The organism is Bradyrhizobium cytisi (genome assembly GCF_008123515.1).
GTDB classification, from domain to species: Bacteria; Pseudomonadota; Alphaproteobacteria; order Rhizobiales; family Xanthobacteraceae; genus Bradyrhizobium; species Bradyrhizobium cytisi.
In genome coordinates this window covers 378,413-391,871 of record NZ_VSSR01000021.1, presented here as the reverse complement: position 1 = coordinate 391,871, position 13,459 = coordinate 378,413, and the positions used below count along the sequence as shown (strand labels likewise).

The window sequence follows — 13,459 nt, the reverse complement described above, 5'->3', positions numbered from 1 at the left end:
CGCGTGACAGCCACCCCGCACGAGACCACCAAAGCAAGTCGCACCGCCGGCATCCCCTTCCTTCTGAAGACCGCCTTCATCAACGCGCTGATCGCGCTGGTGCTGTTCTCGCTGATGGTCGGCATCCGTACCGAAGCGGGCTCCGACGGCCAGCTCACCTATTGGGCGCGCTTCGGCGACGTCGCCGCGCTCGTCGGTGCGGTGTTCGGCGGCTCGATCGTGATCGAGCTGCTCAGGCAATGGATCGGCCCGACCGGCGCCGAGAAGCTGGTGCCACCTAGCGTGCAGAGCGGGATGTCGTTCATTGGCCGCTACCTTGCGCCGGCACTGCTGATCTTCACGCTGCTGGTGCCGGTGATCTTCTATAACCAGCGCTACATCCTCGACCTCGCGATCCTCGTGCTCACCTATGTGATGCTGGGCTGGGGCCTCAACGTCGTGGTCGGGCTCGCCGGCCTGCTCGATCTCGGCTACGTCGCCTTCTACGCGGTCGGCGCCTATTCCTACGGGCTGCTCGCCACCAGTTTCGGCTGGTCGTTCTGGATCTGCCTGCCGCTCGCCGGCATCCTTGCCGCGTTCTGGGGCGTGCTGCTCGGCTTTCCCGTGTTGCGCCTGCGCGGCGACTATCTTGCGATCGTGACGCTCGCCTTCGGCGAGATCATCCGTCTCGTCATCATCAACTGGCAGAGTCTGACCGGTGGTCCGAACGGCGTCTCCGGCATTCCCCGCCCATCCTTCTTCGGCATTCCGCTCGACAACAGCGACGACGGGCTGGCGGCAAAACTCGGCATCGAATACTCGCCGACCCATCGCATCGTCTTCCTGTTCTATTTGATCCTGGCGCTGGCGCTGCTGACCAATTGGGTCACGATCCGGCTGCGCCGCCTGCCGATCGGCCGCGCCTGGGAGGCGCTGCGCGAGGACGAGGTCGCTTGCCGCGCTCTCGGCATCAACACCACGACCACCAAGCTCACTGCGTTCGCAACAGGCGCCATGTTCGGCGGCTTTGCCGGCGCGTTCTTCGCGACCCGCCAGGGCTTCATCAGCCCGGAATCCTTCACCTTCCAGGAATCGGCACTGGTGCTTGCTATCGTCGTGCTCGGCGGCATGGGCTCGCAGCTCGGCGTCGCGCTCGCGGCGCTCACAATGATCGGCGGCTTCGAGCTGTTCCGCAGCCTCGAGAACTACCGCATGCTGGTGTTCGGCATGGCGATGGTGCTGATCATGATCTGGCGGCCGCGCGGCATCATCGGCCATCGCGCGCCGACCGTGTATCTCACCAAGGCGCAAGTCATCTCCTCCGACCTCGTCAAGGAGGGGCATGGATGAGCGGCGAGCCAATTCTCAGCGTCGACCGGCTCACCATGCGTTTCGGCGGCATCGTCGCGGTGCAGGAGCTGTCGTTCGAAGCCGAACGGAAAAAGATCACCGCGTTGATCGGGCCGAACGGCGCCGGCAAGACCACCGTCTTCAACTGCATCACCGGTTTCTACAAGCCGAGCGACGGCGCCATTCGCCTCACCCATGACGACGGCCGGCAAATCGCGCTGGAACGGCTCAACGATTTCCGCATCGCCAAGCAGGCGAAGGTCGCCCGCACCTTCCAGAACATCCGGCTGTTTCCCGGCATGACGGCGCTCGAGAACCTGATGGTGGCGCAGCACAATGCCTTGATGCTCGCCTCCGGCTTTACCTTGCTCGGCCTGATCGGCGTCCCCACCTATCGCGCCGCCGAGAAGCGGGCGATCGCGCTCGCCACCGACTGGCTCAAGCGGATCAAACTGTTCGACCGCGCCGATGACGCCGCCGGCAACCTCGCTTATGGCGACCAGCGCCGGCTCGAAATCGCGCGCGCGATGTGCACCGAGCCTGCGCTCCTCTGCCTGGACGAGCCGGCCGCGGGCCTCAATGCGCGCGAGAGCGCCGCGCTCAGCGAGCTCTTGCTGTCGATCCGCAACGAGCTCGGCACCTCGATCCTCTTGATCGAGCACGACATGTCTGTGGTCATGGAGATCTCCGACCACATCGTGGTGATGGACCATGGCGTGAAGATCGCCCAGGGCACGCCGCGAGAGGTCCGGGACGACCCCAAGGTGATCGCCGCCTATCTCGGCACCGACGAGGAAGAGGCTGTAGCCGTGATGGAGAGCGGGTCGTGACGTCCGCCCCCACTCCCCTGCTCGCGATCCGCGGCTTGCACGCCGCCTACGGCAAGATCGAGGCCCTGAAGGGCGTCGACGTTCAGATCGATGCAGGCGAGATCGTGGCGCTGATCGGCGCCAACGGCGCCGGCAAATCGACACTGATGATGACGATCTTCGGCAAGCCGCGCGCCCGCGCCGGCCAGATTCTGTACGAAGGCCGCGACATCACCGACGTCCCCACCCACGAGATCGCACATCTGCGCATCGCGCAGTCGCCGGAAGGCCGCCGCATCTTTCCGCGCATGAGCGTGGCGGAAAACCTCCAGATGGGCGCGGACGCCACAGAATGCACCGATGCGGAGCGCGAGGCGACGCTGGAGCGCGTATTTTCGCTGTTTCCGCGCCTGAAGGAACGCTACGTCCAGCGCGGCGGCACGCTGTCCGGCGGCGAGCAGCAGATGCTGGCGATCGGGCGCGCCCTGATGAGCCGTCCGCGCCTGCTCCTGCTCGACGAACCCTCGCTCGGGCTTGCACCGCTGATCGCCCGGCAGATTTTTGACGCGATCCGGACCCTGAACCGGCAGGACGGCCTGACCGTCCTGATCGTCGAGCAGAACGCCAACCATGCGCTCAAGCTTGCCCATCGCGGCTACGTCATGGTCAATGGCCTGATCACGCTTGCCGGAACAGGCGCCGAGTTGCTGCAGCGCCCCGAGATTCGCGCCGCCTATCTGGAGGGCGGCCGGCACGGCTGATTGGGCCGGAGTGCGGTCGAATGTTGCGAATTTTGCCGCAGTGCGCGTATTTTGCCGGTGACTTCTCCCGGGATTCATTCAAGAATGGCGCCGGTTTGAACCGGGCCAACCCGGCAACTTCCACAGACGATCACCCACGAGGTATCTCATGAAATCACTGAAGCTCATCGGTCTGGCATTCGGCGCTTCGATCGCGCTGTCGAGCGCGGCATTCGCGCAGGATGTCACCATCGCAGTCGCAGGCCCGATGACAGGCACGGAGTCCGCATTCGGCCGCCAGATGAAGAACGGCGCCGAGATGGCCGTGGCTGATATCAACGCCGCCGGCGGCGTCAACGGCAAGAAGCTCGCGCTCAACGTCGAGGACGATGCCTGCGATCCCAAGCAGGCGCGCTCGATCGCGGAAAAGATCGCCGGCGCCAAGATCCCGTTCGTCACCGGGCATTACTGCTCGTCGTCGTCGATCCCCGCCTCCGAAGCCTATGCCGACGGCAACGTGCTTGAGATCACGCCGGCCTCGACCAACCCGCTCTTCACCGAGCGCAAGCTCTGGAACGTGGCGCGCGTCTGCGGCCGTGACGATCAGCAGGGCCTGATCGCGGCGCAGTACATCGCCAAGAACTTCAAGGGCAAGAACATCGCGATCCTCAACGACAAGACCACCTACGGCAAGGGTCTGGCGGACGAGACCAAGAAGGCGCTCAACAAGGCCGGCGTCACCGAGAAGATGTACGAGTCCTACAACAAGGGCGACAAGGACTTCAACGCGATCGTCTCGCGCCTGAAGCGCGACAACATCGATCTCGTTTATGTCGGTGGCTACCACCAGGAAAGCGGCTTGATCCTGCGTCAGATGCGTGACCAGGGCCTCAAGACGATCCTGATGGCCGGCGACGCGCTTGCCGACAAGGAATACGCCTCCATCACCGGCCCTGCCGGCGAAGGCACGCTGTTCACCTTCGGCCCCGATCCGCGCGACAAGCCGACCGCGAAGAAGATCGTCGACGCCTTCAAGGCCAAGAACATCGATCCCGAAGGCTACACGCTCTACACCTACGCGGCGATGCAGGTCTGGTCGCAGGCGGCCAAGAAGGCCGGCACCACCGACGCCAAGAAGGTCATGGAAGCGATGAAGGCCGGCAAGTGGGACACCGTGATCGGCCCGATCGAGTATGACGCCAAGGGCGACATCAAGCAGCTCGACTACGTTGTCTACAAGTGGGACGCGAAGGGTGGCTACGCCCAGATCAAGGGCAATGGCACCTGAGACAGGACGCCTGACCTTATAGCCAGACGACGTCAACGCCCCGGTTCGCTGGGGCGTTTTCTTTTGAAGTCCGGTCAGACGGCTGCGGACAATTCGCCGCCCGCATCTCCTTGCGCCTTCCGGAGCGCTTGCAGCAGGTCGTTCGGCCGAAACGGCTTTTGCAGGCAGACCACGCCGTCAAGGCCGGGCGCCTCGCCGATGAAGTCCAGCGCCGTCATGCCTGATACCGCCACGATCGGAAATCCGGGAACCCGCTCGCGAATAGCGGCCATGACCTCGATACCACTGGTATCGGTCAGGAAAATGTCGACAATCGCTGCGTCGAAAACGTTCTCGTCGAAGGCCTTCAGGCCGCCCGCGCCGCTCTCCGCTTCAACAACGTCATAACGATTGACCCGAAGCACGATCGAGACCATGGCGCGGACGTCCTTCTGGTCGTCGACAACAAGGACACAGGGCATGGGAACAACTCCCGGATTCGTACCATGAATTGGTTCAATTCAACGGCAACGTGCGCCAAGGCAGTATGGGTCGATCGAGTAAAGCCAACCTTACCGATTCCCTATTCCGATTCCCGGCCCAAGTTAAGTAAGCTGTAACCCTCGGTTGAGTCGCGGGCGGGTTCCGTCGGGACACGCGCCCGGAGCCGGCTAACATGGATGCCAAGACAGAAGACCAAGGCAGCCGGCCAACGAAGTCATGCGGACTACCATGCCGACCCAGCGAGAGGTCAACGTGCACGCAAAGAACGACCGAAGCACATTCCTTTCGACCTTGCCGGCCACGCAGAGCGATCGTACTGCAGCATTGGCGATCGTCGGCATCTCCGCGATCCTGTTCGCGCTGGCCGTCCCATTCGCGGGTACGCCGCTGATACAGGTGCCGGCCTTCATCGGGAGCTATCAATCCGCTCTCGCTGTCTGCGACATCATCACTGCAGTGCTGTTGTTCTCGCAATTTGCGGTGTTGCGGACCCGCGCACTGTTGTGGCTTTCAAGCGGCTATCTGTTCACAGCAACAGCCGCCCTGGTCCACGCGCTCAGCTTTCCCGGCCTTTTCGCTCCGAATGGGCTGTTTGGCGCCGGGCCGCAGACAACCGCCTGGCTCTACATGATCTGGCACGGCGGCTTTCCAGGGTTCGTGCTGGCTTATGTCTGGTGCAAGGGGGTGAACGGCGGAGTCGAAATCTCCGGTTCGACGCGAAACGCGATCATCGGCAGCTTGCTCGGTGTCGGCGCAGCAGTGGCGGCCCTCACCTGGATCGTGACCGCCGGGCACGGTCTGCTTCCGCCGCTGTTGAAGGCAGGCGGCGGCTTCACGACCGTGCAGGTAGGCGTGATCTCGTTCGTGTGGTCTTTGAGCTTTGCTGCCCTGATCGGTCTGTGGTTCAAGCGGCCGCATGCGGTGATCGACGTCTGGCTCATGGCGGTGATGTGCGCCTGGCTATTTGATATTGCCCTATCGGGGATATTCAACAGCGCCCGCTACGATCTCGGTTTCTACGCGGGCCGCCTCTACGGGCTCTGCGCCGCAATCTTTGTGCTCGCGGTGCTACTGATCGAGAATGTCCGCCTTCAGGCCCACACGGTGGGCCTCGTCGGCCGGTTGCGCGAACAGTCGGCGTCGGATCGCGACTTCTACGGCAAACGCCTCGCGCTGTATGGCGCCGTCGTCGAGTCCTCCAACGATGCGATCATCACCGAGTCGCTCGACGGCATCATCACCGGTTGGAACAAGGCTGCCGAGCACCTGTTCGGCTATTCTGCCGCCGAGGCCGTCGGCCAGTCGATCGACCTCATGGTGCCCGAGGACCGCAGGGCCGAAGCCAGGGGAATTCTCAACCGCATCAGCAGCAACGAGTCGATCGCCCAGCACGAGACGGTCCGCCTCCGCAAGGACGGCCGTCTACTTCACGTCGTCCTGAATGTCTCGCCGCTGCGATCGGACAGCGGGCAAATCATCGGTGCATCCAAGATTGCCCATGACATCACCGAGGAAAAGCAATCGCGCGAGAAGCTGCGGCGCGAGATCGAGGAGCGTGAGCGCATCTTCGAAACCTCGCGCGACCTGATCCTTGTCACCGACGGTTTTGGCAATTTCATCCAGGTCAGCCCGAGCGTGAAGGACATTCTCGGCTTGAGCCCGGAGGACATGATCGGGCATAGCGCGACCGACTTCATCCATCCCGACGACCTCGAGAAGACGCGGGCCGAGATGCGCGCGGCGCGCCGCGGCCAGACCAAGCGCAGCTTCGAGGCGCGCTACTACCACTATGACGGTCACGAGGTCTCACTGAACTGGATGGGAACCTGGTCGGAGCCTGTGAAGCGCCATTTCTTCATCGGTCGCGACCTGACCGAGAAGCAGGCTGCGGAAGCCCAGTTCCGGCAAGTGCAGAAGATGGATTCGATCGGCCAGCTGACCGGCGGCGTCGCCCACGATTTCAACAACGTGCTCACTGTCATCACCGGCACGATCGGTATCCTGGCGGACGCCGTGGCCGATCGACCCGAGCTCGCCGCCATCACCAAGCTGATCGACGATGCCGCCGAGCGCGGCGCGCAACTGACCAAGCATCTGCTCGCCTTCGCCCGCAAGCAGCCGCTTCAGCCGCGCGAGATCGACGTCAACGCGCTGACGCTCGAGGCCGCCAAGCTGCTGCACCCGACGCTGGGCGAGCAGATCACCATCCTGCCGCAGCTCACCGAGGATGCCTGGCCCGCTATGGTCGATCCGGGCCAGCTCTCCACCGCGATTCTCAATCTGGCGCTGAACGCGCGCGATGCGATGCCCGACGGCGGCACGCTGGTGCTGGAGACCCGCAACATCTTCCTCGACGACGGCTATGCCAGCATGAACCCCGACGTCGTCGCCGGCAATTACGTGATGATCGCGGTGAGCGACACCGGCTCGGGCATACCGGCGGACCTGATCGAGCGGGTGTTCGACCCCTTCTTCACCACCAAGGAAGTCGGCAAGGGTACCGGCCTCGGCCTGAGCATGGTGTTCGGCTTCGTCAAGCAATCCGGCGGCCACATCAAGATCTACAGCGAGGAAGGCCACGGCACGAGCGTGAAGATCTACCTGCCGCGTTCCACCGGCGTGCAGGAGACCGAGTACGAGTCGCTCCAGAACGTGCCCATCACCGGCGGCAACGAGAGAATCCTCGTCGTCGAGGACGACGCGCTGGTGCGGCAGTATGTCATGACCCAGGTCAAGAGCCTCGGCTATACCGCGCTCGAAGCGGCGAACGCCGCCGAAGCCCTCGCCATCATCGATGCCGACAAGGACGTCGACCTGCTCTTCACCGACATCATCATGCCGGGCAACATGAATGGCCGCCAGCTCGCCGACGAGGCGGCGCGGCGGCGCCCCGACCTGAAGACGCTGTTCACCTCAGGCTATACGGAAAACGCCATCGTCCATCACGGCCGGCTCGATTCCGGCGTGCTGCTGCTGGCAAAGCCCTACCGCAAATCGGAGCTTGCCAAGATGCTCAGGACGGCGCTGGCGAGTTGAGCGGGCCGCTCGCCTGCGCTATCGCTGAAGGCGACGCAGCGGAGTGCCATCCTTGAAAAACCTCCTCACCGATATCGCCGGCGTCCGCGTCGGCCACGCCCATGATGCAAGACTCGCTTCAGGCGCGACGGCGATCGTGTTCGACCAGCCGGCGGTGGCAGCGATCGACATCCGTGGCGGCGGACCCGGGACACGCGAGGCCGCGTTGCTCGATCCTGCCGGCACGGTCGAACGCGTTGACGCGATCGCACTGTCCGGCGGTTCCGCCTTCGGGATCGAGGCCGGCGGCGGCATCCAGGCCTGGCTTGCCGAGCAGGGCCGCGGCTTCCGCGTGCGCGAGGCGCTGATCCCGATCGTGCCGGGCGCGATCCTGTTCGATCTGCTCAACGGCGGCGATAAGGCGTGGGGCCGCTTCGCGCCCTATCGCGATCTCGGCTATGCCGCAGCAGTTGCCGCCGGGATGGATTTTGCGCTCGGCAGCGTCGGCGCCGGCTTTGGTGCCACCACCGCGACATTCAAGGGCGGGCTCGGCTCGGCCTCCGCCGTCACCAGCAATGGCGTGATGGTCGCGGCGCTCATCGCCGTCAATGCGGTCGGCAGCGCCACCGTCGGCGACGGACCGTGGTTCTGGGCGGCGCCGTTCGAGGTCGACGGCGAGTTCGGCGGCCGCGGGCTGCCTGACAAATTTACCGACGACATGCTCAAGATGCGCATCAAGGGCGGCCCCGCCGCAACCGAGCGCGAGAACACGACGATCGGCATCGTCGTCACCGAAGCGGCGCTGACCAAGCCGCAGGCCAAGCGGCTGGCGATGATCGCGCATACCGGCTTTGCGCGCGCGATCTATCCGGTGCATGCCCCGACGGACGGTGACGTGCTGTTTGCCGCCGCGACATGTGCGAAGCCGATCGATCCGGTCGCAGGCCTCACCGAGCTCGGCATGGTCGCAGCCAACGTGGTTGCGCGCGCGATCGCCCGCGGCGTCTACAGCGCGACCGCGTTGCCGTTCCCCGGCGCGCAGCCGGCGTGGAAGGATCGGTTTGGCTAGGGCTTCAGAGCGCGCTTACACGCTCATCGACATCGATGAAGCCGCGGATCCCGCTCCGGTCTGCGCCTGGCGCTGCATCATCTGGCCGAACCAGTCATAGGGCGAATTGCCGCCCCCCGACGCGCTTGAAGAGCTGGAGGCGCCCGGCACGGTCGTCGTCATCTTGAAGCCATCGGCATAGGTGACGGTGGTGGTGGTCGAGCCGTCGGCGCCGGTCGACGTGGTCGAGGTCGACCCGCCGCTCGACGATGACGACGAGGAATCGCTGTCGCTGCCGGACGCATCGCCCGAGCCGCTCGCGGCCTGCGCATGGTGGTGGCCGCCATGATGTCCGCTGCCCTTCAGCGCCTTCGACATCTCGTCGAGGCTGACGCTGCCGTCGGAATTGCCATCGAGCTTGGAGAACACGTCGTCGGCCTGTGCCAGGTTGGTGCCGCCGGCGCCCAGCGCGTTCTCGAATTCGGACTTGCTGATCTGGCCGTCGCCATTGGCGTCGAGCTGCGAGAACAGATCCTTCAACGCATCATCCCGGCTCGTCGATGTCGAGGACGTCGAGCTCGCCGACGTGGAGCCGGTCGAGCTGCTCGTGCCGTCCGACGACTGACTTTGCGCGGCAATCAGCGCGCTCATCGTCTCCGGCGAGATCTGCGCGCAATTACCGGAATTGACCGATGAGGTCGCGCCACTGCTCGTGCTGTTGCTGCCGGTGTCGATTGCGAATGGATCGGTCGCAGCTCGCGACGATCCGGTCTTCTGGGTCGACGACGAGGACTTCGAGCTCGTCAGCGATTGAATGGCATCGAGCGCACTCGAGACGGCGCCAAGCGCAAACAACATTGCACAACTCCAACCCATGCGGCATGCCGCGGCCAATGTTCTGGCCGTCAGGTCAGCAAGCGTCGTGCCAGCGCGAAAAGCTCAATGAAATCCGTATCCGCCGCACTCTCCGGGATCGGGGAACATCGGCAATTCATGCCGCCGAGGGCAGAATTTTCCCGCCCACAGGAAGCGCATCCCCCTGCATTGCCGCGCCGAGGGGCCCATGTTAGGCGAGGCCATTCGCCCTTCGGCCGCCACGGGAAACCGCGCCATGACCCAAGCCTTCGCCCGCCGCCCCCTGGCTATCGCGCCCTCGATCCTGGCCTCGGATTTCTCGAAGCTCGGCGAGGAGGTTCGCGCGGTCGACGCCGCAGGCGCCGACTGGATCCATCTCGACGTGATGGACGGCCACTTCGTGCCCAACATCTCCTACGGCCCCGACGTCATCAAGGCGATGCGCCCGCACACCAAGAAGGTGTTCGACGCGCATCTGATGATCTCGCCCTGTGATCCCTATCTCGAGGCCTTTGCCAAGGCCGGCTGCGACCACATCACCGTGCATGCCGAGGCGGGCCCGCACTTGCACCGCTCGCTCCAAGCGATCCGCGCGCTCGGCAAGAAGGCCGGCGTCTCGCTCAATCCTGGCACGCCGATCAGCGTGCTCGAATATGTGCTCGACCTGGTCGACCTCGTGCTGGTGATGTCGGTCAATCCGGGCTTCGGCGGCCAGGCCTTCATCCATTCGGCGATCGGCAAGATCAGCGACATCCGCGCGATGATGGCCGGCCGGCCGATCGACATCGAGGTCGACGGCGGCGTCGGCCCCGACAACGCGGGCGCGCTCGCAGCCGCCGGCGCCAATGCCTTCGTCGCCGGCACCTCCGTGTTCAAAGGCGGCACGCAGGACGCCTACAAGACCAACATCGCAGCGATCCGCAACGCGGCGCTCGGGGCCCGCGGCGAAGCGATCTGAAGCACCGCTACGCGCCCGCAAACCTGCGGTCCTCGCGGGTGTTGCGACGCGCAATGCCTAAAATTGCAACCACGACCCGTACTCCTCCGGGCTTCCCTGATTCGCGCAAATCACCGCTAGTGATTCCTGCCTGATTGGACAGGAGCACATCATGACGACGACCCTGGTTTGGACTGGCGTGGCGTTGTGGATTGGTTTTTGCGCGTTCGTTGTTTTCGGCCCGTCGGCCGGACCGGTAAGGGCCCCGGCGCGTTCGACCCGCATCATCGGCCGCAACGGCTATCGGGCCTGATGCCATGCAGATCGCCCTCGTCAAGCGTCAGCCGAAACGCAGGTGCCGCATCCCGCGCCGTCCGCATCCAAATCTCGATTATTTCTTCGGGCGGCTTGAACGCACCGAAGGCGCGATGATCGACGATCCCCGCGTCGAGACGGCGGACCCGGACCACCCGTTCCGGTCATCGCGCCAGCATTGAAATCTTGCTCTGGACCAGATCGATGAAACCGCACTGCCCGAACTGCCTGAAGGAAATGACCAAGGCGTCAGCGTCGCGTAACCTCTTCAACTGCGAACCCTGCCGCGAGATCATTCAGTACTTCGGCGGCAGCGCGGATCACGGCGAGGCCGGCCCGCACTTCACTTGGCCGATCCGCCGCAAGCGCTCGGTCCACATAGCCCACGCGGCCTGATCTATCTAACCCGCGGCCTCGTCCGCATCAGCCTCGCCGGCGTCCGCAGCCATCCGGGGCGGCCGCACCACGGTGACGGTGCAGGTCGCCTCCGCAGCCACCTTGGCCGAGACGCTGCCGAGCAACGTGCGCCGAAACGAGCCCTGTCGCGCGCCGATGATGACATGGTCGACCTGGTTGACCTCGGCGAACTCCAGCAATGCAGCCGCGGGATCGACGGCCTCAAGCACATGAACCGACAGCCGGCTCTCGTCCAGCTTCAAGGGTGTCGCCCAGTGCCGGAGCGCGACGAGGCGGTCGATGTGCTTGTTGGAGCCCTGTTCGTCCAGCGTCTTGTCGACGGCAATGCGATTGAGCTTCAACACATTGACACAGGCGAGCCGGGCTGACGGCAGCGTCGCCAGGATGCGCTCTGTGGTGACTCGCAGCGACTCGTTCAATTCCGGCGCACCCTCCGCCGTGTCGAGCGCGACCGTAACGATCGGGCTCATCGCAATTTGCGTCGCAAGATCCGATCTCGCACCCGACGGCTTGACGTCGGGATTGAAACGGCGCCGCCAGGCGACACTGAGGGGGTCGCGCTTCATCCGCTCCGCGCGCGCGGTGAGCTTGACCTGGTCCGGATGGGTCAGATCGAAGGCGAGCTGGGCCGCTGTCGGATAGCGCCAGTCCGGCTCGATCTCGAGACACCGCAGCACCACCTCCTGGAGCCAGGGCGGATAGTCGCTGCGTAGCGCACGCGGCGGATAAGGATCGCGCCACAGCCGGCGCCGCATCGCGCGCAGCGTCTCACCCTCGCCGAATGGACGTTCGCCGGTGGTGAAGAAATAGAGCAGCACGCCGAGCGAAAACAGATCGCTGCGGGGATCGTCGCGCACCCCCAACAGCCGTTCCGGCGCCATATAGGGCGCGGTGCCGTAAGGCAGGCGGAACTCCGCCTGCATCAGATCGGGCAGATGATTATGATGCGACAGGCCAAAGTCGATCAGCACGGCCTCACCATTATCGCGGAACATGATGCTGCTCGGCTTGATGTCGTGATGGATCACGTTCTGCCGGTGCAAATCAGCGAGCGCGGTCGCGATCTTGGCGACGAGCAGCCGAACTTCGCCGTAAGGCAGCGGCAGGTCGGGCAACCGCTTGTAGAGCGTTGTCCCCGAAATTCGCTCGATCACAGCGTAGGCCTGATGCGCGAAATCGCCGGTGCCATAGCAGTGCGGCACATGCGGCCCTGTCAGCCGGGGCAGGATCATCATCTCCATCTCGAAGGAGACGATCGCCGCAGGGTCCTCGCCCTCGGACGCCCTTGGGATCTTCATCAGCAGCCGGGCGTCAATGCCGGCATGGGTGACGGTCCAGAGCGTCGCCATGCCGCCGGCATGAACGCATTCGCCAATCGTGTAGCCGTCGATCACGGCGCCGGGTTTGACCATGGGTTTCGGCATCGGCCTTTAGCGCCCCTCCGATAGCCGGTCTGCGAGCCAGTGCGGCAGGCCGTTCTCCCGAATCCGGTTCGCCGCGCTCGCCACGTCGTAGGGGGCGCGGCAATACGTGATCTGGCATGAGGTCGTATCGAACAGCACGAACGCCGCCGATGGATCACCGTCGCGCGGCTGACCGACCGCACCAAGCACGGCGAGCCATTGCCGCCCGCGCAGGAGCGGCATGGAAATATCGGTCTTGGGCACGAGGCCCGTCATCTTCGCCGTGACCGACATCGAATAGAGCGCGGGACGGTGAATGTGGCCGCAGAAGGTCACGTGGGCGGGGGTCGATATCAGGCTCTTGGCAGCGTCCGCCGTCGAGCGAATGTAGTGCCAGCGCTGGGGATGAGAGGCTTCCGAGTGCACGAACAGACGGTCGCCGTCCTCGACGAGCATCGGCAGCTCGGCAAGAAACCGGCGCTGCGCGATGTCGAGCCGCCCGCGCGTCCATTCGATCGCGATCTGCGCCTCATTGTTCATGGTCTCGGACGAGGAGTTCACGGCCTGGTCGTGATTGCCGCGAACGGCGACGGCGCCCTGGGCGACCAGCTCCATCGCGGTATCCACGACCCATTCCGGATCGGCACCATAGCCGACGAAATCGCCGAGCATGACAAACCGCTCTGCGCCCTTCGCGCGGGCCACCTTCAGGCACGCCTCGAACGCCTGCCGGTTGCCGTGGATATCCGAGAAGACAGCGAGAAGCACGCACCCTCCACCCTCAAATTCTTGAGGCCGATAAAGCCGATTTGAGGGAGGT

General features: G+C 64.6%; 14 protein-coding genes. 10 read left to right on the top strand and 4 right to left on the bottom strand.

Features of this window, described 5'->3' with window-relative positions; all coding sequences use genetic code 11:
- Window positions 1-3 precede the first annotated feature (3 nt).
- The 4 genes from livM to FXB38_RS14450 all read left to right on the top strand — a co-directional run bounded on the left by livM (window position 4) and on the right by FXB38_RS14450 (window position 4,166).
- The gene (gene livM, locus FXB38_RS14465; RefSeq protein WP_148751507.1) at window positions 4-1,329 is read left to right on the top strand and encodes a high-affinity branched-chain amino acid ABC transporter permease LivM; all 1,326 of its coding nucleotides are present in this window, start codon (window positions 4-6) and stop codon (window positions 1,327-1,329) included.
- Window positions 1,326-2,159, top strand: a complete 834-nt coding sequence (locus FXB38_RS14460) for an ABC transporter ATP-binding protein (RefSeq protein ID WP_148751506.1) — start codon at window positions 1,326-1,328, stop codon at window positions 2,157-2,159. Before livM ends, FXB38_RS14460 begins: the two co-directional genes overlap by 4 nt.
- Entirely contained in the window at window positions 2,156-2,899 is a 744-nt protein-coding gene (locus FXB38_RS14455) for an ABC transporter ATP-binding protein (protein ID WP_148751505.1), read from the top strand. The genes FXB38_RS14460 and FXB38_RS14455 overlap by 4 nt, the downstream gene beginning before the upstream one ends.
- Window positions 2,900-3,047: 148 nt before the next feature.
- The gene (locus FXB38_RS14450) at window positions 3,048-4,166 is read left to right on the top strand and encodes a branched-chain amino acid ABC transporter substrate-binding protein (protein ID WP_148751504.1); all 1,119 of its coding nucleotides are present in this window, start codon (window positions 3,048-3,050) and stop codon (window positions 4,164-4,166) included.
- Window positions 4,167-4,240: 74 nt separating this feature from the next.
- Here FXB38_RS14450 and FXB38_RS14445 read toward each other — a convergent pair whose 3' ends face one another.
- Complete coding sequence (locus FXB38_RS14445) at window positions 4,241-4,627, bottom strand: response regulator (RefSeq protein WP_148751503.1); 387 nt, start codon at window positions 4,625-4,627, stop codon at window positions 4,241-4,243.
- A gap of 250 nt (window positions 4,628-4,877) precedes the next feature.
- Here FXB38_RS14445 and FXB38_RS14440 point away from each other — a divergent pair, with 250 nt between their 5' ends.
- Window positions 4,878-7,685: a PAS domain S-box protein gene (locus FXB38_RS14440; protein ID WP_246229888.1), complete on the top strand. Its 2,808-nt coding sequence runs from the start codon at window positions 4,878-4,880 to the stop codon at window positions 7,683-7,685.
- Window positions 7,686-7,737: 52 nt separating this feature from the next.
- On the top strand, window positions 7,738-8,733 hold the full coding sequence (locus tag FXB38_RS14435) for a P1 family peptidase (protein ID WP_148751501.1): 996 nt from the start codon (window positions 7,738-7,740) through the stop codon (window positions 8,731-8,733).
- 15 nt (window positions 8,734-8,748) lie between these two features.
- On the opposite strand, the gene FXB38_RS14430 is transcribed toward FXB38_RS14435, so the two are convergent.
- The gene (locus FXB38_RS14430; RefSeq protein ID WP_148751500.1) at window positions 8,749-9,570 is read right to left on the bottom strand and encodes an EF-hand domain-containing protein; all 822 of its coding nucleotides are present in this window, start codon (window positions 9,568-9,570) and stop codon (window positions 8,749-8,751) included.
- A 253-nt stretch (window positions 9,571-9,823) separates the two neighbouring features.
- Between FXB38_RS14430 and rpe the strand changes: the two genes are divergently transcribed.
- The 4 genes from rpe (at window position 9,824) to FXB38_RS14415 (ending at window position 11,215) form a co-directional block, all read left to right on the top strand.
- Window positions 9,824-10,525 carry a ribulose-phosphate 3-epimerase gene (rpe, locus tag FXB38_RS14425; RefSeq protein ID WP_148751499.1) on the top strand — a complete coding sequence of 234 codons (702 nt, stop codon included), beginning with the start codon at window positions 9,824-9,826 and terminating at the stop codon, window positions 10,523-10,525.
- Window positions 10,526-10,676: 151 nt separating this feature from the next.
- Window positions 10,677-10,817: a hypothetical protein gene (locus tag FXB38_RS42725; RefSeq protein ID WP_187434870.1), complete on the top strand. Its 141-nt coding sequence runs from the start codon at window positions 10,677-10,679 to the stop codon at window positions 10,815-10,817.
- Between the two features lie 4 nt (window positions 10,818-10,821).
- Window positions 10,822-11,001: a hypothetical protein gene (locus FXB38_RS14420; protein ID WP_148751498.1), complete on the top strand. Its 180-nt coding sequence runs from the start codon at window positions 10,822-10,824 to the stop codon at window positions 10,999-11,001.
- A 22-nt stretch (window positions 11,002-11,023) separates the two neighbouring features.
- Window positions 11,024-11,215 (top strand): hypothetical protein, encoded by a 192-nt coding sequence (locus FXB38_RS14415; RefSeq protein WP_148751497.1) that lies wholly within the window; start codon window positions 11,024-11,026, stop codon window positions 11,213-11,215.
- A 5-nt stretch (window positions 11,216-11,220) separates the two neighbouring features.
- Here FXB38_RS14415 and FXB38_RS14410 read toward each other — a convergent pair whose 3' ends face one another.
- A complete protein-coding gene (locus FXB38_RS14410; RefSeq protein ID WP_148751496.1) occupies window positions 11,221-12,660 on the bottom strand; it encodes a serine/threonine protein kinase in 1,440 nt (479 codons plus the stop codon).
- Window positions 12,661-12,666: 6 nt separating this feature from the next.
- On the bottom strand, window positions 12,667-13,407 hold the full coding sequence (locus FXB38_RS14405) for a metallophosphoesterase family protein (RefSeq protein ID WP_148751495.1): 741 nt from the start codon (window positions 13,405-13,407) through the stop codon (window positions 12,667-12,669).
- Window positions 13,408-13,459: the final 52 nt, after the last annotated feature.